Origin of the sequence: Mangrovimonas sp. DI 80 (assembly GCF_001975575.1) — a bacterium.
Lineage (GTDB): Bacteria > Bacteroidota > Bacteroidia > Flavobacteriales > Flavobacteriaceae > Mangrovimonas_A > Mangrovimonas_A xylaniphaga.
This window is the reverse complement of the sequence record NZ_MSDT01000002.1, coordinates 839,800-865,311: the sequence shown is the minus strand read 5'-3', so window position 1 is coordinate 865,311 and position 25,512 is coordinate 839,800. Positions and strand designations below refer to the sequence as shown.

Sequence of the window (25,512 nt, the reverse complement as noted above, 5' to 3'; positions counted from 1 at the left end):
TGTGGTTAGAAAAATCTTGGTGAAACAGACACCTTCTTAGCAAAGTTCAAGTCGAACAATACCATAATTTCATGCGATCCTGAAGTACCTCCACTTAAATCGGAAGTGATGGCATCGTAAGCATACCCTACTCTTAAATTTGGAGTAATGGCAAAGTTTACCAATCCTGAAACTGAATCATCCAAACGGTAAGAGGCTCCCAATTCAAAGCGCTCAAAGAACAAAACATTCGCAGAGACATCCAAAGATGTTGGCGCATTGAATGCCGATTTCAACATAAAAGAAGGCTTGAACTTAGTATTTTCTGAAAGGTCAAACACATACCCCCCTGTTAAGAAGTAATGTAATTCTTCTGAACCAAATGTGTATTCCTGACCATTGTTGGTCACATCCAAGTGGGTGCTTTTTAACATATTGGGCACAGAAAGGGCCACATAATATTTATCGGTGTAATAGAAAAATCCTGAACCAATGTTCAAATAGGTATTACTTGTATTTTGGCTAAAGGCCTCATCAGTAGCATCCACAACGTATCCATTACCAATATCACTCCATAATCCAATATTTTGGAAGGTTGCGCCAGCTTTCATACCAAAAGCCAAACGGTGTTCTCCACCTAAATTTAAGGTATAAGAGAAATCGGCGTACACGTTGTTTTCTTCAACTGGTCCGATTTTATCCGAGATAACAGATAATCCCATCCCTACTTTTTCACCTACTGGGCTGTGGATAGAAAATGTAGCCGTTTTAGGCGCACCATCAATATCTACCCATTGCGATCTGTACAACAACCCTATAGATAAATTATCTTTAGAACCTGCATAGGCAGGGTTAATCACGTTCATATTGTACATGTACTGTGTGTACTGCGGATCTTGTTGGGCCTTACCACTTACCATAAAAAGCAGTGCAAAGGCCAAAGTCACATATAATTTTTTCATCTGTGTAGTTTATGCTATAATTGGAAGCTATCTGCCGTTTTTCAGGCAGACAGCTTGAATTTATTTAGGGTTACTTTGCTCTGTTGATATATACCCAACCAGTTTCATTAGCTCCATCACGGTATTCAATGCTATAGAAGTAAGTACCTGTTGGCAACTCCTCTCCATTCTTGGATTGACCTCCCCATTCCTTAGTATAGTTTCCGCTGAAATTATATACCTCTGTACCGTAACGGTTAAAGATGTTCAATTTCACAACTTGGAAACCTGTTAGGTCAAACCAATCATTTTTACCATTTCCATCAGGTGAAATTCCTTTAGGAATCTCTCCACAAGAGAATTTTTCAACCGTATAGCCTGCTGCGGTACTACATCCACCAAGAGTCACTGTTACCGTGAATTGGGTTGGTACCGTCGCATCCATATGGCTCATTGCATATTCAGTGACGTCCAATATGTTTGAGTTATCCCCAACTACTTCTCCATTAGCATCTGTCCAAACATAATCAACCTCATCTGGGTTATAAGCATCACTCACTGGAGCTGCCGTTAACGTAATGTGAGCATCGATACAGTCTTCAGAAATTTCAGAAGTCAAGTTCTCTAGAATGGTAATAGTGTAAGTGCTCATACCTCCCAACAAACACATATCGGCATCTTCCACAATTTCATACGTAATGGTGTACTCACCAGGCGTACTAGCTGCCACATTGATTTCTCCTGTCTCGGCATTGATATCCAAACCTGCTTGTGAGCTGAAACTTCCACCCAAAGTGAATTCTTCAGACAATACTGGCATTACCAATCCACTATCTGGACAGTACACATCCTCATAGGTGAAATCTGTAGTCGGGTCTACAATCTCATTTACTTCCACCACAATTTCAGAACGAGGTCCTTCACAACCATTGGCATCCAAATAGCCAACATAGTAAGACGTAGTTCCTGCTACAGAGGTATCTGGCGTTGGTGCTTCTGTAGAACCTGTACCGCCAACTTCATCGGTATACCATAACAAACTATAAGGGCCATCAATTGTAGCACTTAATTGCTCTGCAACGGCACCTACACAGTACATAAATGGCGACTCAACTCCTGGGTAATCTGGAATACCATCGTACTCCACAGTTATCATATCATCACAATAACGGGTTCTCCAAATGAAGGTATAAGTTCCCGGCACTGTAAATCCACTAACGGTTACCTCTCTAGAACTAGCATCAGAGAACAATACTGGTCCTGGATTCTCTTCAGATATCCAGGTTCCAGTCCCTTCTGCACTCATTTGAATACTTGGGTCTGTACAATCCAGTAAATCGGTTTGCAAAGAATTAATCCCATTATTGGCTACGAAATTAAGTGCATCCAACGTTGTACCAGCTGCTGAATTCTTAGACCTAAAAATAAAACGTGTGGTGGTTTGTCCTTCTGGCACAAAATAAGTCCCTGTATAGGTTGACCAAACCGTTGGTCTAGCCATTTCTTCACGAATATTTACAAACGGTCCTTCTGGAGGCCCGGCAAACAACTGTACCTCACTAGCTTGATTGGCTCCAGACTTACCTGCTGCAAAACTGTAATACATTTGTGTAATTTCTGAAGTATCAAAATCTCTATAAAGCCCAGTAATATTAGGATCTCTTGGATCATACTCTCCATATTCTGGATCTAATATGATAAACTGTCCACCTTCAGCCGGCAGAATCTCAGCCCAATTAAAAATAGAACCTTGATAAAAAATATCACCATCTTCTCCGTTTGGTCTACTCATACTCCAACCTGGTATCAAAGCCTGATCATAGTTGGTCCAAGCAGAGAAGGCACGAGGTATGGCCGGTGACTCAAATCCAAAATTAGGCGCATTCATGGCACATAAATCTTCTGGTGTGGTAGCGCATAATTTAAAGGTACGCGTACTAATTTCAGGCGCTGTTAAACTCAATCGCAACTTATAATTGTCGCCTACCACCAACTCGGTACTATAGCTCGCTACAAAAAGGTTGTCATAGGTACAGCCCATTTCTTCCAAACTGCCATCGGCCAATTCCTTGTACATGGTCATGGTAATATGCGGGATAGCTTCAATTGTATCTGTAAAACCGTGATGCAAATCTTCATTCCCTTCAAAACCATCAATCATAAACACCTGTACTCTAGATTCGGCGGTAAATTCAAACCAAATATCTGATACTGGAGTCTCACCACAAGACAGTACTTCTGGAGATAAGGTCGCATTTCTAAAACTAACATCTACTACCGCTTCTTCACAATCTTCTCCGGAATTAACAGGAATGCTTACGGCTGTAGACACATCGTCTCCTATAGCAAAGTCATAAGGACCAGACCAATTACTAGTATCTCCTTCTCCACAAATGGCTCTTACAAAATACTCATAAGTCCCTACATTATCCAACTCAAAATCATCTGCGGTTGGCACATAAGAAGGCGTATTTACAATAGTTCCAGATTGTGGAAGAGTATTATTGTCTAAAGGCTGTAGCGCCACTTCCCATTGGGTTTCATCCCCACCAGGCGTCCATGACAATTCTGCTGCACCATTCGCCGTTAAATCTGTAGGCTGCGGACAGCTCACATCGCCACATGCTGCCACTCCTGTATAGAAAAACGCACGAGGTGTAGGTCCTAAGATATTAGCGACTTCTTGCCCTTGATAATCCTTTATTGTTATCTCGTATTCTGCATATTGGGTAGGTTCATAACCAACAGTTTCAAAAAACAATGAGTATTCTACTCCGTTACATAAAAAGACAGTATACTCTGGGGCAGCATTGTCACCATTGTAAAACATCATCCTTTGTATCATCACCCCATTTTGGTACAAATCGATACTGGCAGTGGTGAAATATTCGTGATGCTTATCTACAGTAATTTTGTATTCACAAACATTGCTTAAATCGCACATGGTAACCACTTCAACAGGAATTGACCATTCACTCTTATCGGTATCGCTACAAATAGCACGCACATACACTTCATACTTACTTGCTGGGATCAAGCCTGTTACATCAAATGGATTGGAATCCGCAATATAAGAATAGGCCGGATCTACATCACCTGTTGGCGCAGGTTCACCATAAGGCAATACCGCAATTTCCCATGAAGTCTCAGTGCCACTAGTATCCCATCCTATAGTAAAACCTTCATCAATAATAGGGTTAACAGTCACGTTATATGGCTGTGGACAACTAGGAATATCCTCAACAATTACATAATCCACAAAAATTGATTGGTTTGTAACATTATTATTTGGAACATAAAATCCAAAATTAACCGCTGCTGGCGCAGAAACAGGTACCTCCAAAACCATTTCTTGATAATGCAAGGTCTCATCAAAACCATCCACATCGGAATCATACATGAGTGTTCCATTAAGTAATGAATTGGCATCTGCTCCCGTTGTAGACATATAGATTTCTAAAACCTCATTATACCCTTGAAACAATACGCTATGGAAAAAACGCAAACGCTGTCCTGGTTTTACATTAAGGGTAGGTGATACTAACCAAGAGTTAGCACGTGATGCTGAATTTACAGCCGCTGTTTGATCTCCTTCATAAGGCGCTCTTGTACTATTGGTTACCCAACCACTACCAATAGTAGACCAACAAGGTCTTGTTGTAGAATCTGAGTTAAAGGTTTCTACAAATGGGGTATCTATAGCATTACAAGAAGTTGTAAAGGTAATTGGCCCCAACCATCCACTACTGGAATCTCCACAAGACGCCTGTACATAGGCTTCATAGGTTGTTCCTGGCTCTAGATCTGTAGCGGTATAAGTTGATTCGTCACGTACCGTTTCCGCAGTATTAGTTGGCAAACCAGTTCCTGAAGGTTGCACAGCAACATTCCAAACAGATTCTCCTGCTCCAGCGTTCCAAGTAACCTGTGCCGACGTACCAGTAATGTTACTTACAGCTAAATTGGAAGGTCTTGGACATCTTTCTGCCGCTTCAATACTTACATTATCTAAATGTAAATGAGAGAAACCATTTTCTGCATCAAATGCTGGCGGTACTCTAAAGGCAATATATACCGTTCCACTAGATTCAAAATTAATAGTTTTTGTTTCAAAAGCGGTATTGGTGATTTCAAAATAGGGCTCCAGTACTGTAAAGCTAGCAGGATTATTGTCTGTTGTAGAAATCAAGACTTCCATTCCAAATCTGTTTCCAGAAAATGCCGCACTCTTCAAGGCCATATAATCAAACTCCAATTTATTAAAACCAGTATTCACGTTGATAGCAGGCGATATAAACCAATCATCAAAAGCAGATGGAGGCGCAAAGATAGACGTTTGAATAGCCGCTTTATCTGCCAAGGTTGCCCATTGAGCATTATCGCCATTGGCATTAACAACAGACCAACAGAATTTATAACTATCAGCATCACCATCGTTAAAAGTTTCAAAATACGGTACTGGTATTACAAAGGTGTCACAAGTCGTCGTAAACGCTAATGGTCCCACCCATTCACTGTTACCTTTATCGCCACAATTGGCTCTTACATAATATTCATAACGCGTTGCCGGTAATAAATCTTCTGCCGTATAAGGATTTTGATCAGTGATTACCCCTGGCTGAGTAACATCTCCAGGCAATGTAGGCACACCAGCACCAGGTGCTTGCACTACCACTTCCCATTCCGTTTCACTTTCACCAGCCGTCCAAGACAACTCTACAGACGTATCTTGAATAGCGCCTACAGCCAATGCAGAAGGATTTGGACATTGAGGAATAGTCTCCACCAAAATATCATCAATGGATAATCTAGTAGCCTTTTCCGCAGGGTTAGGTGTTACTACCCAAGCAATATTAACCTCTCCCTCTACAATTACAGGCAACTCAATTACCACAGTCTCCCAATTACTATTTGTAATAGCTGTTTCTGGGTAAATCTCAGTGGTAAAATTATTAGGCCCTATTCCTGTTGTAGACAACCTAATAGAATACGTAGACGTTCCATTGGTAGCTCTATGTTTATAGGTCAAACGCTTAGGCAAAGCATCAAAACTCATTCGTGGCGAGGAATAGATATCATTATTATTCCCTGGAGTATCAAGTGTTGGAAGGGTCGGGTATCCCGTAAGGTAACCCCATTGCGCTTTATCCTTATTCAAGTTAAGACTAAACCAACATGGCTCCGGAGTGGTTGAATTAGCTCCCGTAAAATCCTCAAAAAACGGCAATGTATTGGTTACACATTGCGTTGTAAAGGTATATGGATTAGACCAATCTCCTGTAGTAGTTCCATCACAAATAGATCTTACATAAAAATCGTAAGTAGTACCAGCCACAAGTCCTGTATCGATTAGGTTCCCTGTGTTTGTAGATGTAGATACAATCCCTGTAGTAGGCACTGGATCTCCCGTCGGCACCACGGCATATTCCCAAGAATTGGCAAAACCACCAATATTCTCCCAAGACATGGCTACACTAGTTGCTGTTAAGTCCTCATAGGTAATTCCTGTTGGAGCAGGACACGAAGAGGCTCTCATTTCAAAAGTAAAACAGATTCCTGCACCAGGATCTAAATTGGAAGACACCACTATTATATAAGTTTTCCCTGCTTCTGCCAAGAAACCTTCTATAGAAGTTTCCTCCTGACCTGTAGCAGTATAAGCACCCGCCATACAGCTTACCCCAACATCATCACAGCTTTCATATATCAAGACTGAAGACCCTTTATTATAGCAGTTTTCACTAGCTATTTGTTCCTTAGGAACACTTTGAAAAATAGAGACCAAGCCATCTTCTTCTGGGGAGTAAGACATAAACAACTTGTCTCCTTTCAAGAAATTCCAAGTATCTGGCGCACCAGTCACACAGTTACTTCCCTGCGTATCATTAACAACAAATGGATTCCCATAATTGCTCAAGTTATCCTGAACAATATAAGGTTCGGTTAAGTCTGAAGGGATTACAATGGCACTGTCACAAGACAATCCTGATTTTACCGTTTCAAAACTCACAGGTCCGCCCCATTCACTTACTGTACCATTGTCACATATTGCTTGTACATATACATTATAAATAACATCAGATTCCAAGTCAGTAAACGTATAAGAGTTCCCGTTCACAGGAACACCAACACCATTTGGAAGCGCACCATCAGGAACAATTTCCACATTGAAATTGGAAGCAGTAGGATGCGTCCAAGTTACTTCGGCTTCATTGGTAGTAATATTAGTCATAGTAATATTAGCTGCCGGGATCTCATCACAACCTTGCAAGACCGCAACATCATCAATAAACCACTCGTCTCCCGTAGGCACAGCGCCATTCTGATTATTGACAGCTACAAAAGCAAAGTATACCTCTGCATTAGCCAAAGTAGACAAGTCTATTACCTTATGTTCATATTCTGTCTGGGAACCTTCATTTAAATTGGTTTCCGAATAAGTCTTCACAGAAGTACTAAATCCATAAATATCTAGATCTTCAGCTGTGGACACCCTAATTTGGTAAGTAGTACCATAATCAACATCACTTCCTTGCTTAGTGTAGAAATGTAATTCACCATTTGTAGGGACCGTAAACCTAGGTGTTACCAAATAATATTCGGCAGTACTACCATCCCCAATATTATCGGCACTTGGATTTACAGACACCGCATTACTGTCTAAATATCCATCTGAGGTTGCCCCCCATTGGGTAGTACCTACTTCATTATCTAAAAGTGTCCATGTTGCAGGCACACCGCTTTCAAATGATTCATTTGCTAATTGTGAAAATCCTTTCATAGAAAAAAGGACAAACACTCCTATCGTAAATAGGAATTTTAGCTTTCCTTTCAAAAGGGACATTCCTGTGAACGCATCAGCATCCACACAAAAATCTCTTTTCAAAAAGAAAGCGGTCTTTGCTACATTAGATTGTAACTTGTTTTTCATCGTTTGCAATTTCAGTTAGTATTTCTGCTCTAAAACTATACATAAATATAACATATATATAAGTATAGGTTTTAATATTTACTGAAATTCGAAAGGACAAAACCTCAACCAAACAATTGACAAACAACAAAATACCCTTAAAACAACCCAATCTTAAGGAATTGTTAAGATTTCCTTTGTTGAAGTTTCTCAACCTGCCTTTTGAGGGCTTTAATTCGGGATTTTTGCTTTATTTCCATAAAAACAATGACTACCAGAAGTAGAAATCCAGTCACCAAAATAGCCTTTACATTTAATGAAAAATGGGATTGGATTGCGTCAATTTGAGCATCTTTAAGACGATCATTTTCTTGGATGGCATCACTAATGGAATTCCTTTCGGACAGCTCAATTTCATCTTTTGTCGCTAAAAAATGGTTGTAGTAAACTTGGTATTGTTCCCAATCGTCCAGAGCCAAATAGTTTTCAAAAAGTCCCTGGTAAATACCTTGGTTCAATACTAAGTCGCCAACATCTTTGGATTGGTTGAGGGCATTTTGCAATAAATCGATAGCCTCTTGATACTTTCCTTCTCGCAAATAGACTTCCGCCAATCCCTTTTGTGCAAAAGACACCAAACTATTAGCTCCTTTAGCGCTAGCTAAAGTGATAGATCGTCTGTAACTCTCCTTTGCTTCTTCGTATTGAGACAAAGTAGTATAGCAATTCCCTTTATTGTAGTAGGCAATGCTCAAATTCGTTTCGTAAAAAAGCCCCTTTGCCTCATATTCCTTGATGCCCTTGTCAAAAAAGTTTAAGGCAATATCACAACTCAAGTTTTCTCTATAGATAAATCCTTTTACAATATAAGTCTTAGCCAAAAAGGTTCGTACCGAATCTCTCACAGGATAGGCCAAACAGGCCTTTTCGGTTTTGTCCAAAAACTCTATAGACTTATCATAGATACTCATCTGTTGGTACAGAATACCCGTCCTAGATAAAATCTCAATTGCTAATAGTGGATCATTTACCTGTTCCATCAATTCGTTTGCCATCGAGATATACTCCAAGGCCTTTTGATAATCGCGTTTGGAAGAATAAGCTGAAGACACCAAAGCCAAAGCTTTGATCCTAATATTTATTTTATTTGCTTCATCCTGATAAACTTCTAAGCCAAATTCAATACAACTCTCGGGGTCCTCATAAATCTGATTGGTCTTTAAGGCAATCAAATCTTCCAGATCCTTATCACTTAAAGCATTCTGTGCATAACCTTGTAGCATCCCAAATAGGACCAACATACAAAAACCCAAAAGCCATTTCCTGATGTCCATAACCTAGTTGTTGCTTAATTCTTCGTTACGCTCTTCCCTTAACAAATTGATATAGGTTGCCGGAGGCATACCCACAATAGACTTGAATACCGTAGCAAAACTACTGTGCGATGAAAAGCCACTCTCCTCTGCCAATACACTTATTTTATAATTGATATAGTTAGGGTCTTCCTTCAACTTCTCAATAATATAGTTAATGCGCAGCTTATTGATAAAAGTATTGAAGTTGTCGTTATAGTGCTTATTGATAATTTCCGACAGGTATTTGGTATTGGTTTCAAACTGACCAGCCAATACTGCTATAGACATGTCCTTACTCAAGAACTTTCGGGAATTCTGGAACTTCTTCAATTTGGATAAAATTGCCTTTTCAGTGTCCTCTGGAATCACCAACTTTTTGGCCGCTTTGCGTTTGGCAGGTTTAATTTTGGCCAAATTGGTATGGTTGATTTCCAAATACCGAATGATTTCTCCCAAACGTCGTTTTTTATAGTAACTTCTCAAAAACACCAATAGACCCATACCTATCACCAATAAAAAGCCCCCAATAGCCAAATAGATATATTCAGTGAATTTGTTCTTTGTTGCCGCAACGGCTCCCTCGTTTTCCTTTCCTATTAAATTGTAAATAGTATTTACCGCTTCACGCTCCTTAATTTCCACTTCCTTGTTCAACAACAAAAACTCGTAATTATAAACTTTGTGCTGATTGTTCTGACCCGCCGAAAGGTAATTGAACCCCAATTCTTGATTGATTTCTTTCAACAAAGAACGGTTATCCAAAATTTCGGCAAACTTTAAAGCTACAAACAAGGTTTCCTCACTTTTTCTAAAATTTCCCTGTTTGTGGTACAAAGTTCCCATTGCCATAAAGGCCACCGCCTTACTGTATAAATTATTACTGTTGGATTGGTCTATCAATTGCAGGGCCTTATTCACTTCGGCCAAAGCCGCCTGATAATTTGCCCCACGCTGCAAAGCCGTCTCCTTGGCCAAATAAAAATCAATGTAATCTGCAGGTGAACTCTTTAGGAAGTCACCAAATTCCAGTTCCATTTGGTCCAAAAGCCCTAAAACTTTTGCCCTATCATCAGCAGCTTTCAAGTCCAACTGTTCCAATTGCAACCTAAAACCTAAAGAATCCTTAGTAGTTTCCGAAGCGACCTCATCAATCCAATTGGAGGTATGTTCGCTATAGGTAGGAATGGCACCTTGCAATTGCAATTCATGTAGTAACTTCACCTTAAACACGCCTATGGCCGCCCTATCCTTGTAGTTGTTTTTTGGCACTTGAGCACTCGCCTTAAACAGCCAGTCGGCAGCTTGTTTATACTCGCCTTTTACCCAATAACACTTGGCCAAAAGAAGTCCCATTTGTGCCTGAATCTCATCATCGTTCTCATGACTTTTTATGATGACCTCGGCAATTTTAATGGCTTCCTCAGGGTTGGAATACACCAATTCATTGGCCTTAAGCTGCAAATCATCGGCCTGGGCATACAGAGCAGCAGCCTCCGTAACACCCCACGAAAGCCCAAGGGCAAAGGTGATGGCATAAAGGCGTTTAAAACACAAATTCATTGGCTTGCGTAGTCTGATCTGTTCCTAATTAATTGAGGTGCGCTACAAATATAGCTTTAAAAACATAATTTCTACCATCTGTTTACACCGACTATCTAATATGATTATTCTTACATAAGCCACTAGGCTTTTCACAGCCCATTGTTACTGAGGTTTTCCTTTTCTACTTTTCAAAAAATAAAAATATACACCCTCCTCACCCATTCCTTTCAAAAAGCACTTTTTTGTAGATGACTTTCATTTTATACTATCTTTATCGGCACAAGCACTACGGACAATTATTATAACGCCATCCATGACCTATTGTTTTACCTTGGATTTACAACCTGACCCAGAACTTATTGCCGAATATGAACATTGGCATTCCCCACAAAAAATAAAACCCGAAATAGTTGCGGGTCTACGCAACATTGGCATAGAGGACATGCAAATTTTCCGATGGAACACCCGTATGTGCATGGTCGTAACCGTACCCGATGGCTTCAACTGGGAAGCCCAAATGGCTAAACTAGCCGAAATGCCTGGACAACGGGAATGGGAACTCCTTATGGACGCCTACCAACAGCGCCTCACCAATGGCGAAGACAAATGGCTTGAAATGACCCCAATTTTTAAACTTACCGATTGCTAACTCACATGAATAACACCGCCAACGGGCCTGTTGTAGCGCCCAAATATTTATTACCCTTTATTTTATTGTCCCTTTGCTTTATGGGCTGGGGTATTGCCAACAATTTAACCGATCCCCTAGTAAGAGTTTTTAAGGCCGTATTTGGAAACCTTACCACTTTCCAAGCCTCCCTCATACAGTTTACCTTCTACTTTGGGTATTTCTGTATGGCCATACCAGGTGCGCTTATCTCACGCAAATACTCTTATAAAACTGGAGTATTGGTAGGCCTGGGACTATATGTAGCGGGCTGCTTTTTGCTATACCCTTCTACTTTGTTGCAGGAGTTTGTGTTCTTTTGCCTGTCCTATTACATTTTAGCCTGTGGGCTTGGCATCTTAGAGACCAATGCTAACCCCTACATGCTTAGTTTAGGCCCTAAAGACACCGCCACAAAGCGCTTGAACCTTGCCCAATCCTTCAACCCTATGGGTTCAGTAATTGGAGTACTGATGTGCCAAATCATGATTATGGCTAAAATGCCTTTAGATGCCGAAGGCAACATTTCGATAGAGGCCTCACAAATTCAGGAAACACTTAACATTGTTATTTTCCCCTACCTCTCCGTGGCAGGCGTATTGGTATTGGTGTGGATTTTAATTGCCGCTACCAAGATGCCAAAAGAGGCTAGCCCTGACAAGAAAGTCCGTATGCGTCAAACTTTTATCAAACTATTCAAGCAGAAGAACTATCGCTTTGCCGTGATTGCCCAATTTTTCTATGTGGGTGCACAAATTTCAGTGTGGACCTACACCAACTTTTACATCCCTGAAGAACTGGCCACAACACAGGAAATGGCACTGCAGTACCATACTATGGCCCTCATTCTCTTTGGGGTGTTCCGTTGGATCTTTACCGCTCTTATGCAACGTTTCCGTCCGGAGAGCCTGTTATTGGTATCTGCAATTATCGCGACCATCCTTACCTTGAATGTGATCTTTATTGGTGGCCTTATAGGTGTGGCCTCGCTAATTGGAATCTCGGCCTTTATGAGTTTGATGTTCCCTACCATTTTCGGGATGGGCTGCGAAGGGCTGGACGAGGACGAAACCAAGGTAGGCTCCTCTGGCCTTATCATGGCCATCTTGGGTGGCGCAGTATTAACTCCCGCACAAGGAGGGCTTCTTGATATTTTTGGAACGGCCTATTCCTACCTTATCCCTTTAATTTGTTTTATAGTGATTGGAGCATACGCTTGGTATTACAGAGGATTGAAGAAAGCCTAAACGCTTACTGCATTGTATTTTAGCTCTGTTTTATTTGTAAGAAAATTACATATATTAGTATCCGTCAATTCAAACACCAACCCAAATGAAAAAATCGTTCGTACTTATTGCCCTTTGCACTTGTTTGTTCTCCTGTAAAACTACTATGGTAAACCTTCTTATCAAGGACCCAAAGGTTGAAAACACCGAAACCATAAAAGCCTTTCAACAGAAACACGAGTACCCAACCACCAACTCTTTAATCCTTGTGGCAGATACTACAGCCATTCTTCAAAGCATGCTCAAAGGCCTCTCCTCTGGCTATCAAATTTTCAACTCCAAAGGCGAGCTATTATGCTACAATGGGCAATCAACCTGTAGCGGCGAACAATTTAGGCAGTTCCTGAAGACCTCTTCTGAAACCTTTACGCATTGTAACGATAAAAACCTAACACTTGATTCGGTATTGGCACAGACCTACGATTTAAACAACCAACCCGTACAAAGGAAACAATTTGAAAATACCGATTACTATATCGTGAGCTATTGGGCCAAATTTTTGGGAGGCAAACGTGGCTACGAGGATGCCGTTTTATGGATGGAAGAGGAACTGGCCAAAAACACTACCGATACCAGTGTCACTTTCATTAAAATCAACACCGATTTACAGGAAAGTTGGGGCATGAAAGCAGGCGAAAAAGTAAGGCTGAAAATCAAGCAAAAAGGTAGCGAAGGAACTATTAAGCTTTCCGAGCTTCCTTATAAAAACCCACCTTCAACCGTTAAAAGTTAAAGAAAGAGAACTCCCATATGGCCCTCCGAAGGGGACAATAAAAACATTCCCCCTTCGAAGGGGGACTAAGGGGGATGTCCTTTTAAAAACCAATGAACCTAAAAGATTACTGCCATAGACTCCATTCAAAATGCCGGTTCCTATCATATATTTATCTATCTTAGAAGTCAGTCACAGGAATCAACAAAACACATTTCGTTAAAACAACTTGGTTTACTGCATGAAACACCCCTTCTCTATTCAGCTTTTTGTTTGTTTGATGCTATTACCGTGGTGCCTATTAGGGCAAGTACAACCAAATCGAGACTCCCTTAACACAGCCACCATCCTCTTTAAGGTCTCCCACCCAAAGAGCCAACAAGTATCTTACCTGTTTGGCACACACCACGCCTTTGGCAAATCGTTTTTTGATTCGCTGCCACCAGCCAATAAAGCCTTGGCCTCCTGCAATGTACTGATCAAGGAAAATCTGAACCTTCCTAGGCACGAAGCTCAAGACATCATTAATGCACGCAGCACCACCACGTCATGGAGCACCTATTTAAGCAAAGACGACCTCAATTTTATAAATACCCTTTTTGCCAACAGCCCTACCAACTACCACAAAATGACGCCTACGGAACTTTATGTATTTCTAAACAGGCATTTTAAAGAGCAAGTGTGCCAGACCAAAGACAGCACAGACACACACCTATCCCTAGACGACTATATTGGCACCAAAGCCCAAAACCTCCAGCTTAAGCTAATAGGCCTGGAAACCACCGAGGCCCAAATTGCCCTTATCAACAAAGATGTAGAAGGCATGCCAAAAAAAGTGCACAAAAAACGATTGGCCAACATAATTGCCAAACTAAAAACCCAAAACCCCAATAACTGCCAAGAAACCGATTGGTACCGCCAAATGGATATAGATTACCAATTCCATACACCTTGCCAAAACAGTTTGATCCTCACAGATAGAAACAGGGCATGGCTTGCAAGAATCACCCCGCTTTTGGAAACCAACAATTGTTTTATTGCCGTTGGACTGAGCCACTTAATGTACCAATGCGGCCTTATTGTACAACTGCAAAACCTTGGCTATTCCATAACTCCTATTTTGCGAAAGTAAGCGCTCCTCCTGCACTTGCCCACCTATTAAAAGCTGAGGAAATCACAAATCAAAGTGTATCGCAATTAATCACATAAGTTTCAATGCAAAATTTATTGAATTTCACAGTCTTACCTATATATTTATAAGAAGAAAAAACTGATAGTTATTTATGAAAATTGCAGTTATCCTTTTACTTATCCTTAGTTTCCAAACTTCAATAAACTATAATTTTGATTACCGTTTAGAGTACGAAATAGAAAACAACCGTTCAGACTCAATTAAAAACGTGAATTACTACATAAACAGCAGTGATAATAGCTATTATGCAGATATCCGTAACGATTCAAATAAAAGAAATCAATTATATTTTCGAGATCAAGATAAACTAACCGCTCTCGCAACCTTGGATCGCAATTACAAAAAATTAAATTCGCTAGTAATACCTAAAAACTTCACAAACCCATTCGACAACATCTATGAAAAAAAAGCAAAAAAATATGTAATTGAAACGTTAAACGATACTATTATCAACAACAAAAACTGCTCAAGAGTCATTTTTAAAATGACTAATGCAAAAAAAGCTAACAAAAACAAACTCGCATGTCATATATACGTCATCGACACAAGCACTCCAATGCAACCTTTTTTAGCAGAGCCTACTATTTTAAACATTTGGAGACTTCATAAAAACATGCCCCAAGGCTTAATTATAGAAAAGCAAGTTTACAACAATGATGGAAAACTATATTATGTAGAAAAACTAAAAAAAGTAACTCCCATAAATTTTCGTTTGATTATAGAATAAGTATCAATTTAACTTACAACCCTTATTTAAACAGAGAACTTTAAATACAACTACGCTATGCTCACCGCCATACACCCAAAATTGCCCATGCGGAATAAGTCCGTAACCAAGGCTTTTTATATAGGCCTACTGGGCTTTAAGGAATTTGGAGCCCAAGACTATGAAGGCTACCTGATGTTGGAAAAGGACCAGATACACTTGCACTTCTTTGAGTTTAAAGATTTGGACCCCGCACACAACTATGGGCAGGTGTACATTCGCACCACCCAAATTGATACGCTTTACCAAACCTGGCTAGCCAAGGGCTTACCCATACACCCCAACGGCCCATTGATGACCAAACCTTGGGGACAGCGTGAGTTTGCCCTGTTAGACCCTGACAACAACCTGTTGACCTTTGGGGAAACTCTGTAATGCTTTTGGAAGGGAGCCGCAACATGTTGCCCAATAAATTATATGTGCTATACAGGCTTTAAAGAACCGAACATTTCAAGAGCACATTCCCCCTTTGAAGGGGGATTAAGGGGGATGTGCACCAACAAAGGTGTTTAACCGAAATGCAATCTTAAAGCGACGCCTTTCTTCTAATATTAATACGCATGGTATCTTCTATAGGAGTTTCAGACACCAAGATCAGGTAACCACCGCCCCCGGCACCGGCAAGTTTCCAAGCAAGGGCTTTGTCTTTGTATTTGGCAATTTCCTTGTTCACCCGTTCATTTACCATGGCAGGGAACATAGTCGTCTGCGCATTAAAGGATTTTAAGAACCCTTCGGCAAAGGCCTTCAGGTCGCGTTGTTTGATAGCCTCCCAAACTTCATCGGCAGCCTCTGATAGGGCCTTTACATTGGTTTCGTCTATGTAGGTCTCATTCAGCAAATCGAGATCCTTTTCCCTTGGCCAAAGCAGCACCATATAGATGTGTTCTTCCAACCAAGACAACGTTGCTTCATCGTGAATGGATTCAAACTTAAGAGGCCAATAAGCGTTGTCATAATAATGCCTAACCAAACCGGGCATACAAATCCCTATAGCATCCTGCGCACCGGAAATAAGGGTAGACCCCGGCGTATTTTCAAACTTAAACAGAATTTCCGCCAGCTTTTCAGGCTTCTCCAAAGGCAAATAATAAGGCCATATCTTTTTGGCGGCATTACGCGTAGAGGTAGACATCCCGCAGCGCTCGTTATACTCTACAATAGGTTCCAAAGATACCGTCAAGGCCCAACCAGGGTGATATTTGGACACGTAGGGCTGGTCTATCCAAGTACCCGCCAAATCAATTCGGTATGGCAAGGAACAGTGTCCATTGGTTCGGATAGCCGTGGTAGAGCGTTCAGGCAAACCTGCATCGGGAGTACGGCGTAACACATGAAGCTCTATATTCAGCTCGTTGCACAGTTCTTCCTTGGCTGGCGAAAAGCCGTCTTCATTCACCACAAAAAAATCGGGCTGCAACTGCCTAAGATCCTTTTCAAAATCCATCATCCCAGACCCTGAGTTCACAAAGGCTTCCTTCACATATTTTACGGCATTGATCATATACAGACGCTCCTGCTCCGAATTGATGGTATGGCGCCCCTTTAACTCTTGGATAGTACTGTCCGAGCCAATGCCCACATACAAATCGCCAAAAGAAGCGGCTTCCTTAAAAAATGCAATATGCCCGCTATGCAGCATATCGAAACATCCCGATACAAATACCTTTTTATTATTAGTTGCACTCATAGGTCTAGTCCCTTATAGGGTTTTGAATTTTGGTGTTAAGAGCTGGCAAGTTATTTTATTTAGGGCAGTTTGGCAAGCCAGACAAGTAGTGTTTTAGGGTACGTTTGATCTATCTAAGAAACCCCAGACTTTGAGAAACCCTTAACTATTTCAAGACAAACCACCTAAAGAAAAGCCGCTACATATTCAATTTATAACCAAATGACAATTTCGCCATAGAAAGGTTGAACTTATAGTTATGACCAAAATCCAAGGAATTGGCATAAATACCCGTTTCATACATCAAGTTGATGTAAAAGCGCTTCACATTATAGCTTAATGCCACACTAGCATCCAATTTATACAACATAGGCATAGAACCACTACGGCTACCGTCTTCCAAAGTCACCCTATTGTTCATTAGGGCAATCCCAGGCATTAAATTACAGGTGGCAATCATATTATCAGGAAGTACAAAAGCGCTCATCACCCCTGCCAAAAACCCCAGGGCACGCCCGCTATAGCGCTTTACTCCCTGTACATCTTCATAATACAACCCTACACTTTCTGGAAAAATAGAACCATCCGAATCAAAATAATCGAACATCACAAAAGAACCGATTCCACCAGTGATATACACATCTTTGTTTCGTGTAGGCAATCCTGCTTTCAATAAGGAATAAGAAAACTCAATATCCGTAAAGGTGTAGAGATGATTGAATCCAACCGTTCTAGATTTGATATCAAACCGAAATTCTTTAGGCTCTCCAAAACTGTTTTTTACATTATAACCGTTATAAATCTGCAAGTAAGCATTGATGTAATTCCGTTTTTTAAAAATGATGGTACCTTGGGCATCAAAGCGGTTGGTTACCTCTTCCTTGCCATTTTTAATATTAATGGCCAGATCCAACAACACCTTGCTATTGGCCACCCCAACCCCAACCCCATAACGGTTTTTAGGAACGTACCTAGTCTTAAAATCTTCATTGGAAATCTTAAAACGCTTCACCTTATAGTTGGAAAACAAGCGAAGGGAATAGTTTTCAGGATTGTGGTCTATAAACAAGGAGTCTATCGCTTTACGGAATTTAGTTCTTTGCCCTTGCGCATGAATGGCAAAGGACAACAATACAACAACAAGTAGAAAAAAGCGTCGTCTCAAGGGTATAGGATCAATTATTAGGTGTGTTTCCAAAGGTAGCATAACGCAAGCACGCATACAAGAGCTAATATTCCTTTGGAATATCTAGCGGCATGATTTAGCTCCTTTTCCTAGTCTCCCTTTCATCCATATCAACCAATCAAAGCAACTTCACCCATTTAACAACACCCAGATGATTACCATCCCAAAAATAGCCTTATATTTAACCTCCTGAACTACAAAACACTACATTGTTTGGTTTCTTAAAAAAAATGTCCAACCTAAAATGCGACTTATGAAATCAAAAATCAACCTTTCAATAGCAATCCTAGGCACCCTGCTATTGATGACCAATTGCAAAACCGACGTCAAAGAAACTGCTTCAGAAACGGAGCCCCTAAAATCAGGAGTCCTCAAGGAATATATGGACACCTCAGTAAAACCTGGGGATGACTTTATGGCCTATGTCAATGGAAAGTGGATCAAAAACACCGAAATTCCCGCCGATAAATCCTCTTATGGCATTGGTTATATTGTCCATGAAGAAGCTGAAGAAAATGTTAAGACCATCATTGAAGAATCGGCAAATAATGGATTTACTCTAGGATCTGACGAACAAAAAGTAGGCGACCTCTACAAATCCTACATGGATATGGACACCCGAAACAATTTGGGCGTTACTCCGCTGCAAAGCGAATTTGATAAAGTAGACGCCATCACCAACTATGATGAACTGGCCACCTATTTTGCCTACGCCAATAAATTTGGCATAAGCGTTCCTTTAGGGCTTTTTGTATACCAAGACTTGAAAAACCCTACCATTTATACGGCCTATACGTGGCAATCAGGGTTAGGCTTGCCTGACCGAGAATACTACCTCAACAACGATCCGCGCTCCAAAGACATCCGTACCAAATATGTAGCACATATCTCCAAAATGTTTGAGCTGGCAGACTTGCCTAATGGAAAAGAAGCTTCGGAGGCTATCATGGCCCTGGAAACCAAACTAGCCACCAAACACATGGAAAAGGAAAAAACCAGAGACTTGGTAAATTTATACAACATGTTCCCCATGGACACTTTAGCCAACATCATGCCCAATTTCAATTGGTCTGGGTATTTGGAGGAGGCCGGCATCCAAAATGAAAAAAATTTGGGAGTGCTCATGCTGGATTACACAAAGGCCCTAGACCACATTATCACCTCAACCAGTCTCGATACTTGGAAAACCTATTTAAAATGGGGCATTATCAATCGCAATGCCTCTCGTTTGAACGAAGCCCTGGATAAACAAAACTTCGCCTTTTACAGCAGGGAATTACACGGCACCCCTAAACAACGTCCTTTATGGCGAAGAGGCGTCTCAACCGTAAACAATACCATTGGAGAAGTAGTTGGTAAAGTGTTTGTGAAAAAACATTTTTCGCCCGAGGCCAAAGAAAAAATGGAAACCTTGGTTGCCAATCTCCTCAAAGCCTACAAAGAAAGCATTACCGAATTGGATTGGATGAGCCCCGACACAAAAAAAGAGGCCTTGGATAAATTGAGTAAGTTCAGACCAAAAATCGGCTACCCAGACAAATGGAAAACCTATGATATCGAGATCAAAGCAGACGATCTCTTCGGCAATTTACATCGTGCCGCCCTTATGGAATACAACAGGGAATTAGCCAAATTGGGGCAGCCCATAGACAAAACCGAATGGAACATGACCCCACAAACGGTGAACGCCTATTACAACCCAACGCTTAATGAAATCGTCTTTCCTGCTGCCATCTTGCAACCTCCCTATTTTGACATGGAAGCGGAAGATGCAGTCAACTACGGTGCCATCGGTGCGGTTATTGGCCACGAAATAGGACATGGTTTTGACGACATGGGAAGCACCTTCGACGGGGATGGGGTCATGCGTAATTGGTGGACCGATCAAGACAAGGAAGAGTTTAAAAAGCGTACTGCAAACTTGGTGGCCCAATACAACACCTTTGAAGCCCTACCAGATGTATTTGTCAATGGAGAATTCACCCTAGGCGAAAACATTGGTGATCTAGGTGGTCTATCCATTGCCCTTAAGGCGTATCATATCTCTTTAGATGGTAAAGAAGCCCCTGTATTGGATGGCTTTACTGGAAATCAACGTGTGTTTATTGGCTATGCACAGTCCTGGAGAAACAAAATGAGGGATGAAGCTTTACGTACGCTTATAAATACAGACCCCCACTCTCCTGCCAATTATCGTGTTAATGGCATCGTTAGAAATGTCCCTGAGTTTTACACAGCATTCAACGTACAACCTACCGATTCTTTATACCTAGCCCCCGAAGAGCGGGTTAAAATTTGGTAGACGATTTTTAATTTTAAGCATTCAAGCTCCTATTTTACATTGAATAGGAGCTTGAATTTTCTATCTATATTGAACTCTTATTTACTCTTCGGAAATTCCTTTACCGTAGATTGCAAATGCACAATTTTCCATTTGCCATTTAACTTCTTCCAAATTTTAGTGACCACTTCTTTAATCTTCACCTGTTCATTCTTATCGTATGCAAGAATCCTTACAACATAGGCACTGTCGGTAGTCAAAGGATACACCGTGAGAGACTCACTTGAAGGCTCCGGAAAGGGACGTGGAATCTTTTCGCAGAAAGTAGCAATCATACTTTTTGGAGGCGAGGGGTTGCCATTGGCATAAAACGTAATATCGGCATCCATCAGGGACATCACGGTTTCACAATCACCCTCCTTAAAAGCCTGTTGCTCTATTAGGCTTAGGCTTTCAATCTCCCTTTTCACTACATCCAAATCATTTTGCGCTTGAACTGCAAATGCAGAACAAAGGGTCCATCCAAATAAGAATACAAGGTGTTTCATAGGTTTGGGTTTGTTTATACCATGCAATAAACCAAGATAGTAAAAATGTATGAATTTACTTAACAGCTCAAAATTCCGAACCCACCAAAAAAATCACCTTGTAAATCCTCCCTCATAAACCCGCAGTTCCAACAGGTCATGAACAGCACTAAGCTTTTCAGGCTCAGTATCGGGCAACTGCTTTAAATGCGTATCAAAAAAAGACGTAACTAGTCTACTGGCAATCTCCATGCCTTCATACGGATCCATAGCCCCTGTACCAGCCAGCGCAGGCACGGGCACCATAAACGGAATGTCCATAAAATTGGGATGTCCGGACTGCAGAAGCTTACACTCATAAAACAAATCTTGACTCTTATGTGCGTACACATGGGCATTGATATCTTCATGCTCTGCAGGCCAATCGGCAGAAAGATAGAGATACGGCACATGGTAACTGCTGTCTATCATGGTCCCCCACTGAATCCCATCCAAATTGGCCGCGGCCTTTATGCGCTTGTCGTTCATGGCTACTTTTCCTGCCGCACCGCCACCTACCGAATGCCCAAAAACCCCAAGCCGCTTCAAATCCAAGGCTCCTTTTAGTGGCCCTTTGGCATTCCATTCCTCCAATAAATCTATGGTGCCCATCATGTCCTCAGCCCAACGCTCTTGAATAGCACCTTCAAAATAATCCTTGATAGCCTCCCTAACAATAGGATGCCGCTCCTCATAATTCAATCCTTGTTTAAAGACGTTGGCAATCGGTTCTATAGTCGCCATGGCGTTGGCCGAAATCCTTCTTTGATAATCATAGTCAAAAGAAGCAGAGTGCCCATCCGGAAAGCTTACCCCCAAACTTTCATAAGTATGGTTCATATTCACAACAACATAACCTTGACTAGCCAGCTCCGTCAACAAGGCATAATACCCTGTGGCCTTCGAGCCATACCCATGCGAAAACAACAACACAGGAAAGCGTCCATAAGCCACCGAAATCCCGGGATACACATAGGTCTGCACCTTATCCAAATAATCCAAGGCCGCTGGCGGCAAGCCGTATTTGGTAGCAAACCCCGCCCTGCTTGCCTGGTCCACATAAGGCTCTGCTTTCATATTTGTGATAGCCGCCTCACTGGGGTACCAAATCTTATACAACAGTTCCCTTTTATCATTAGGGTCTTCAGTAATTTCTTCGTCCCTATCGGTCTGCTCATAAATCAAAGCCGTTCCAACTCGATAGGAGCCTCTCGGTTCTGGCAGAGAAAACACCGGCAATACCATAGGCAGCACCCATCCTATTACCAACAACCAACACAACAAAACATACCCAAGCCCTCGAAACCACGAGAACTTTACAGAGGCAAAACCATCCACCGTCTTAAGTCGCCACGCCACAAGAACCAACAACACATAGGCCGGGACCATCTGCCAGCGCCACCCCTCCACAATCAAGTGCAAGGCCAGCAACACACATAAAAACAATAAGAGATAATCGGCATGGATGCGGCGCAGCAAAGGACGTTTCACAAAAGGCAATAGGGTGACTGCCGCCAACAGGAGGATTTCAAAAATTCTCATAAACAATAAAGGAGTTCTAATTAAAACAAAGCAAAGACAAGCAGTTTAAGCCTTAGGCTCTTGGTTAGCAATCAAACCTCTCAACACCAAAATCCCCAATCGGCAAACCACAAAGGTAAACAGGCCAAAAGTAGCCGTAAGCAAGGACACTTTTAGGCCACCAGCAAAAATAGCAGGTTCGGCATCTCCCATGGCTTCTATGGAATCAAAGGCCATTATCAAACCAATAATGGAGCCCAAAAAGCCAACCACCAAGCCCAACAGGCTGCTATCGATAGCCAAACGCAGCATTTTTTGCGACTGCTCCAAATGCCCTTTCAAGCCCATAAAGCCTCTCGCCAAAAAGAACAGCGATATCACAAAACAGATTAAAATAAGCGACATCATAAGCGGACCGCCTTCATTAAAGCGGTCTACAATAGAGCCAAAAATTAAAAAGCGACTGAAAACATACATTGCTAAAGGGTTCATAACGTTCGTTTTTTGAATGAATACACCCCAAACTTACGCCATACAGGCACAAGATAATCCAAAATGCGACGAACAACCAAATTAGCTCGCAATATAACCGCAGGTCGAATCCCCTGCTAAATTGGTCATCCGTCTACAAAAGCAACCATCCTGCCAAAAAGTGTTGTATCATTGTAGGGTAATGAGCAGCCTCCTTTCAAAACAAATCCTTTTAAAAGCCTTGGCGCGCAGCCTTAAGCATCTCCTATTTTGGTGCTTGGTCCTGCTGTTCTTTACCTATTTCTTTGGCTCACAAAGCAAAGATTTCCACAACACCTTACTGTTTTCGGCTTTTTTAATGCCCATTACCATCGCCACCACCTACGTGTCCATTTACAAGCTCATTCCAGAGTATTTAATCCCCAAACGCTACGGCAAATTTGCCTTATATAGCTGCTATACGCTCATCATTTCGGGCTACCTCATCATGCTCTCTATTTTCTTTAGCTTGATATATCTGGCCCACTTCAATTACAACGAGATGAACCCCGTTACCAAAAACATCATCTTGGTAACTTCTGGCGTATATCTAATTGTCATTTTGGTAAGCGCCTACAAACTCCTGCAACTCAATTTGGAACATGCCGAAAGAACCAAAAAGCTCCAAACCCAAATTCTGGAAACCCAACTAAAGCTCAAGGAACAGGAACTTCAGTACCTTAAAATGCAAATCCACCCCCACTTTCTGTTCAATACCCTCAACACCCTATACGGTTTTGCCCTTAGGAAGGCCGACGAAACCCCAGAAATGATACTAAAGCTCTCCAACCTCTTGGATTATTTGCTGTATCAAGCCGACAAACCCTTCGTATTGTTAACGGAAGAAATAGAGCACATTAAAGACTATATTGCCTTAGAGGAAATGCGCTTCAACGAAACCCTGAAGTTGCAGTTCACCAGCAACAACATCCCCGAAACCCTCACCATGGCCCCCATGGTATTGGTGCCCTTTGTAGAAAACAGTTTTAAGCACGGGGCGCTGCACCAAGGCAAACTCCATATTTACATCCATTTGGAATGTCAGGGCCAAACCCTGTATTTCAACATAGACAACACCCATAAAAAAGCGCATGCCTCCCCCAAAAAAGGCATCGGACTGGAAAACATCAAAAAGCGACTTAATTTATTGTATAAAGACAACTACACCCTGCATATCCAAAATGAAAGTGATATTTTTAAGGTGCAGTTACAACTACAGTTACACTAGCACGTGAACAACCAAAACACCATATCCTGTATCATTGTAGATGACGAAGCCATTGCAAGGGAAGTCATCCAGACCCACCTGTCCAAAATCCCCAATATAAACGTGGTGGCCAGTTGCAGCAGCGCCATCGAGGCCTTTCAGTGCATTCGCGAACAGGAAGTAGATGTGGTGTTTCTTGACATCAACATGCCAGAAATATCGGGGATTGCCTTTGCCAAGTCCATCAAAAAAAACATCAAGATCATCTTTACAACCGCCTACAGGGACTATGCCGTAGAAGGCTTCGAGCTTCAGGCTGTAGATTACCTCCTAAAACCCATTTCCTTTGATAGGTTGCTAAAGGCCGTCAACAACTATTTTGAAACCCATACTCAAAACACCCCTAGCCCATCAGCTCCAACAGAAGCACCCAACTTTATGTTTGTTAGGGCCGACAGACGCATGATAAAAATAGATTTTGAAGCCATTACCTATATTGAAAGCTATAGCGACTACCTTAAAATACATCTGGGCAACCAAACCATCGTCACCCGCGAAACCATTAGCGCCATTGAAGCCAAACTGCCCTCAGAGAAGTTTTTGCGCATCCACCGTTCCTACATCATCGCCATCAAGCACATTGCCTCCTTTACCAACGACGAAATCATCGTTCAAAACAAGGCCCTGTCCATCAGCCGTAGCTATAAAAAAGACGTGTTAAGTGTGTTGGAGAGGTTTTAGAATAATTATTTGAATACAGAAAAACTGATTACTTATTAATCATTTTTCAATTATGTAAAATTAAAACAATGCATGAAACAATTCATCGGTGTCAAAATCAGGAGAACCTTGTCTTGAATAATAATTTGAATACCTAGCTATCACATCCTTTAAAAAAGGACTTGATATGGTTGCTATTCTCTCAACCCTACCATTCTCAATTAAGTCTTCTAGCCTTTTGGCTGATATTGTAACTTTATCCTGAAAATCAACGTTCCTGCGATAGCCAACTCAGCAGTCGGACATCTGGCCGCGGAAGCAGCCAAATATGGCGCAAAAAAACTACTTGCTCCACAGACCTTAACAGCTACCAAACAAGACATTGCACAACTTAACTGGGCCATATTCGAGCTAAAACAAATGCTTCAGCAAATGAACGACAACCAACAATCTTCCTTTGCATACCTATAATTCATTTGTTAGAGCTAGTTCACATCTCGAG

At 41.4% G+C, this 25,512-nt stretch carries 19 protein-coding genes; 9 read left to right on the top strand and 10 right to left on the bottom strand.

The features are described from left to right. Window positions 1–5: 5 nt before the first annotated feature. From BKM32_RS04430 to BKM32_RS04410, 4 genes are all read right to left on the bottom strand, one after another. On the bottom strand, window positions 6–941 hold the full coding sequence (locus BKM32_RS04430; protein WP_053976623.1) for a type IX secretion system membrane protein PorP/SprF: 936 nt from the start codon (window positions 939–941) through the stop codon (window positions 6–8). A gap of 70 nt (window positions 942–1,011) precedes the next feature. Further along, on the bottom strand, window positions 1,012–7,851 hold the full coding sequence (locus tag BKM32_RS04425; protein ID WP_076662701.1) for a choice-of-anchor J domain-containing protein: 6,840 nt from the start codon (window positions 7,849–7,851) through the stop codon (window positions 1,012–1,014). Window positions 7,852–8,015: 164 nt separating this feature from the next. After that, the gene (locus BKM32_RS04415) at window positions 8,016–9,164 is read right to left on the bottom strand and encodes a tetratricopeptide repeat protein (protein ID WP_083702084.1); all 1,149 of its coding nucleotides are present in this window, start codon (window positions 9,162–9,164) and stop codon (window positions 8,016–8,018) included. 3 nt (window positions 9,165–9,167) lie between these two features. Then, window positions 9,168–10,745 carry an AraC family transcriptional regulator gene (locus tag BKM32_RS04410; RefSeq protein WP_076662698.1) on the bottom strand — a complete coding sequence of 526 codons (1,578 nt, stop codon included), beginning with the start codon at window positions 10,743–10,745 and terminating at the stop codon, window positions 9,168–9,170. Window positions 10,746–11,040: 295 nt separating this feature from the next. On the opposite strand from BKM32_RS04410, the gene BKM32_RS04405 reads away from it, so the two are divergent. The 6 genes from BKM32_RS04405 (at window position 11,041) to BKM32_RS04380 (ending at window position 15,725) form a co-directional block, all read left to right on the top strand. Beyond that, window positions 11,041–11,376, top strand: a complete 336-nt coding sequence (locus tag BKM32_RS04405) for an L-rhamnose mutarotase (RefSeq protein WP_076662697.1) — start codon at window positions 11,041–11,043, stop codon at window positions 11,374–11,376. A 5-nt stretch (window positions 11,377–11,381) separates the two neighbouring features. Then, complete coding sequence (gene fucP, locus BKM32_RS04400) at window positions 11,382–12,641, top strand: L-fucose:H+ symporter permease (RefSeq protein ID WP_076662696.1); 1,260 nt, start codon at window positions 11,382–11,384, stop codon at window positions 12,639–12,641. A gap of 85 nt (window positions 12,642–12,726) precedes the next feature. Then, window positions 12,727–13,413 (top strand): hypothetical protein, encoded by a 687-nt coding sequence (locus tag BKM32_RS04395; RefSeq protein WP_123812056.1) that lies wholly within the window; start codon window positions 12,727–12,729, stop codon window positions 13,411–13,413. Between the two features lie 220 nt (window positions 13,414–13,633). Beyond that, window positions 13,634–14,524 (top strand): TraB/GumN family protein, encoded by an 891-nt coding sequence (locus BKM32_RS04390; protein WP_083702083.1) that lies wholly within the window; start codon window positions 13,634–13,636, stop codon window positions 14,522–14,524. 151 nt (window positions 14,525–14,675) lie between these two features. Continuing rightward, window positions 14,676–15,311: a hypothetical protein gene (locus BKM32_RS04385; RefSeq protein ID WP_076662693.1), complete on the top strand. Its 636-nt coding sequence runs from the start codon at window positions 14,676–14,678 to the stop codon at window positions 15,309–15,311. A 57-nt stretch (window positions 15,312–15,368) separates the two neighbouring features. After that, window positions 15,369–15,725 (top strand): VOC family protein, encoded by a 357-nt coding sequence (locus tag BKM32_RS04380; RefSeq protein WP_076662692.1) that lies wholly within the window; start codon window positions 15,369–15,371, stop codon window positions 15,723–15,725. 151 nt (window positions 15,726–15,876) lie between these two features. Here the strand turns inward: BKM32_RS04380 and BKM32_RS04375 are convergent, their stop codons facing one another. Both BKM32_RS04375 and BKM32_RS04370 read right to left on the bottom strand, forming a co-directional pair. Then, window positions 15,877–17,040: an adenylyltransferase/cytidyltransferase family protein gene (locus BKM32_RS04375; protein WP_076662691.1), complete on the bottom strand. Its 1,164-nt coding sequence runs from the start codon at window positions 17,038–17,040 to the stop codon at window positions 15,877–15,879. Between the two features lie 178 nt (window positions 17,041–17,218). Beyond that, window positions 17,219–18,184 (bottom strand): DUF4421 family protein, encoded by a 966-nt coding sequence (locus tag BKM32_RS04370; RefSeq protein WP_253187403.1) that lies wholly within the window; start codon window positions 18,182–18,184, stop codon window positions 17,219–17,221. Window positions 18,185–18,458: 274 nt separating this feature from the next. On the opposite strand from BKM32_RS04370, the gene BKM32_RS04365 reads away from it, so the two are divergent. Further along, window positions 18,459–20,507 carry a M13 family metallopeptidase gene (locus BKM32_RS04365; protein ID WP_083702081.1) on the top strand — a complete coding sequence of 683 codons (2,049 nt, stop codon included), beginning with the start codon at window positions 18,459–18,461 and terminating at the stop codon, window positions 20,505–20,507. 77 nt (window positions 20,508–20,584) lie between these two features. On the opposite strand, the gene BKM32_RS04360 is transcribed toward BKM32_RS04365, so the two are convergent. From BKM32_RS04360 to BKM32_RS04350, 3 genes are all read right to left on the bottom strand, one after another. After that, a complete protein-coding gene (locus tag BKM32_RS04360) occupies window positions 20,585–21,034 on the bottom strand; it encodes a nuclear transport factor 2 family protein (RefSeq protein WP_076662689.1) in 450 nt (149 codons plus the stop codon). Window positions 21,035–21,127: 93 nt separating this feature from the next. Next, window positions 21,128–22,594 (bottom strand): hypothetical protein, encoded by a 1,467-nt coding sequence (locus tag BKM32_RS04355; RefSeq protein ID WP_076662688.1) that lies wholly within the window; start codon window positions 22,592–22,594, stop codon window positions 21,128–21,130. A 45-nt stretch (window positions 22,595–22,639) separates the two neighbouring features. Next, the gene (locus BKM32_RS04350; RefSeq protein WP_076662687.1) at window positions 22,640–23,065 is read right to left on the bottom strand and encodes a MotA/TolQ/ExbB proton channel family protein; all 426 of its coding nucleotides are present in this window, start codon (window positions 23,063–23,065) and stop codon (window positions 22,640–22,642) included. A gap of 181 nt (window positions 23,066–23,246) precedes the next feature. On the opposite strand from BKM32_RS04350, the gene BKM32_RS04345 reads away from it, so the two are divergent. Both BKM32_RS04345 and BKM32_RS04340 read left to right on the top strand, forming a co-directional pair. Then, a complete protein-coding gene (locus BKM32_RS04345; RefSeq protein WP_076662686.1) occupies window positions 23,247–24,311 on the top strand; it encodes a sensor histidine kinase in 1,065 nt (354 codons plus the stop codon). 3 nt (window positions 24,312–24,314) lie between these two features. Then, window positions 24,315–25,031 (top strand): LytTR family DNA-binding domain-containing protein, encoded by a 717-nt coding sequence (locus BKM32_RS04340; protein ID WP_253187401.1) that lies wholly within the window; start codon window positions 24,315–24,317, stop codon window positions 25,029–25,031. Window positions 25,032–25,240: 209 nt separating this feature from the next. Here BKM32_RS04340 and BKM32_RS16455 read toward each other — a convergent pair whose 3' ends face one another. Next, window positions 25,241–25,414, bottom strand: coding sequence for a hypothetical protein (locus tag BKM32_RS16455; protein ID WP_171971843.1), 174 nt, complete (start codon window positions 25,412–25,414; stop codon window positions 25,241–25,243). Window positions 25,415–25,512: the final 98 nt, after the last annotated feature.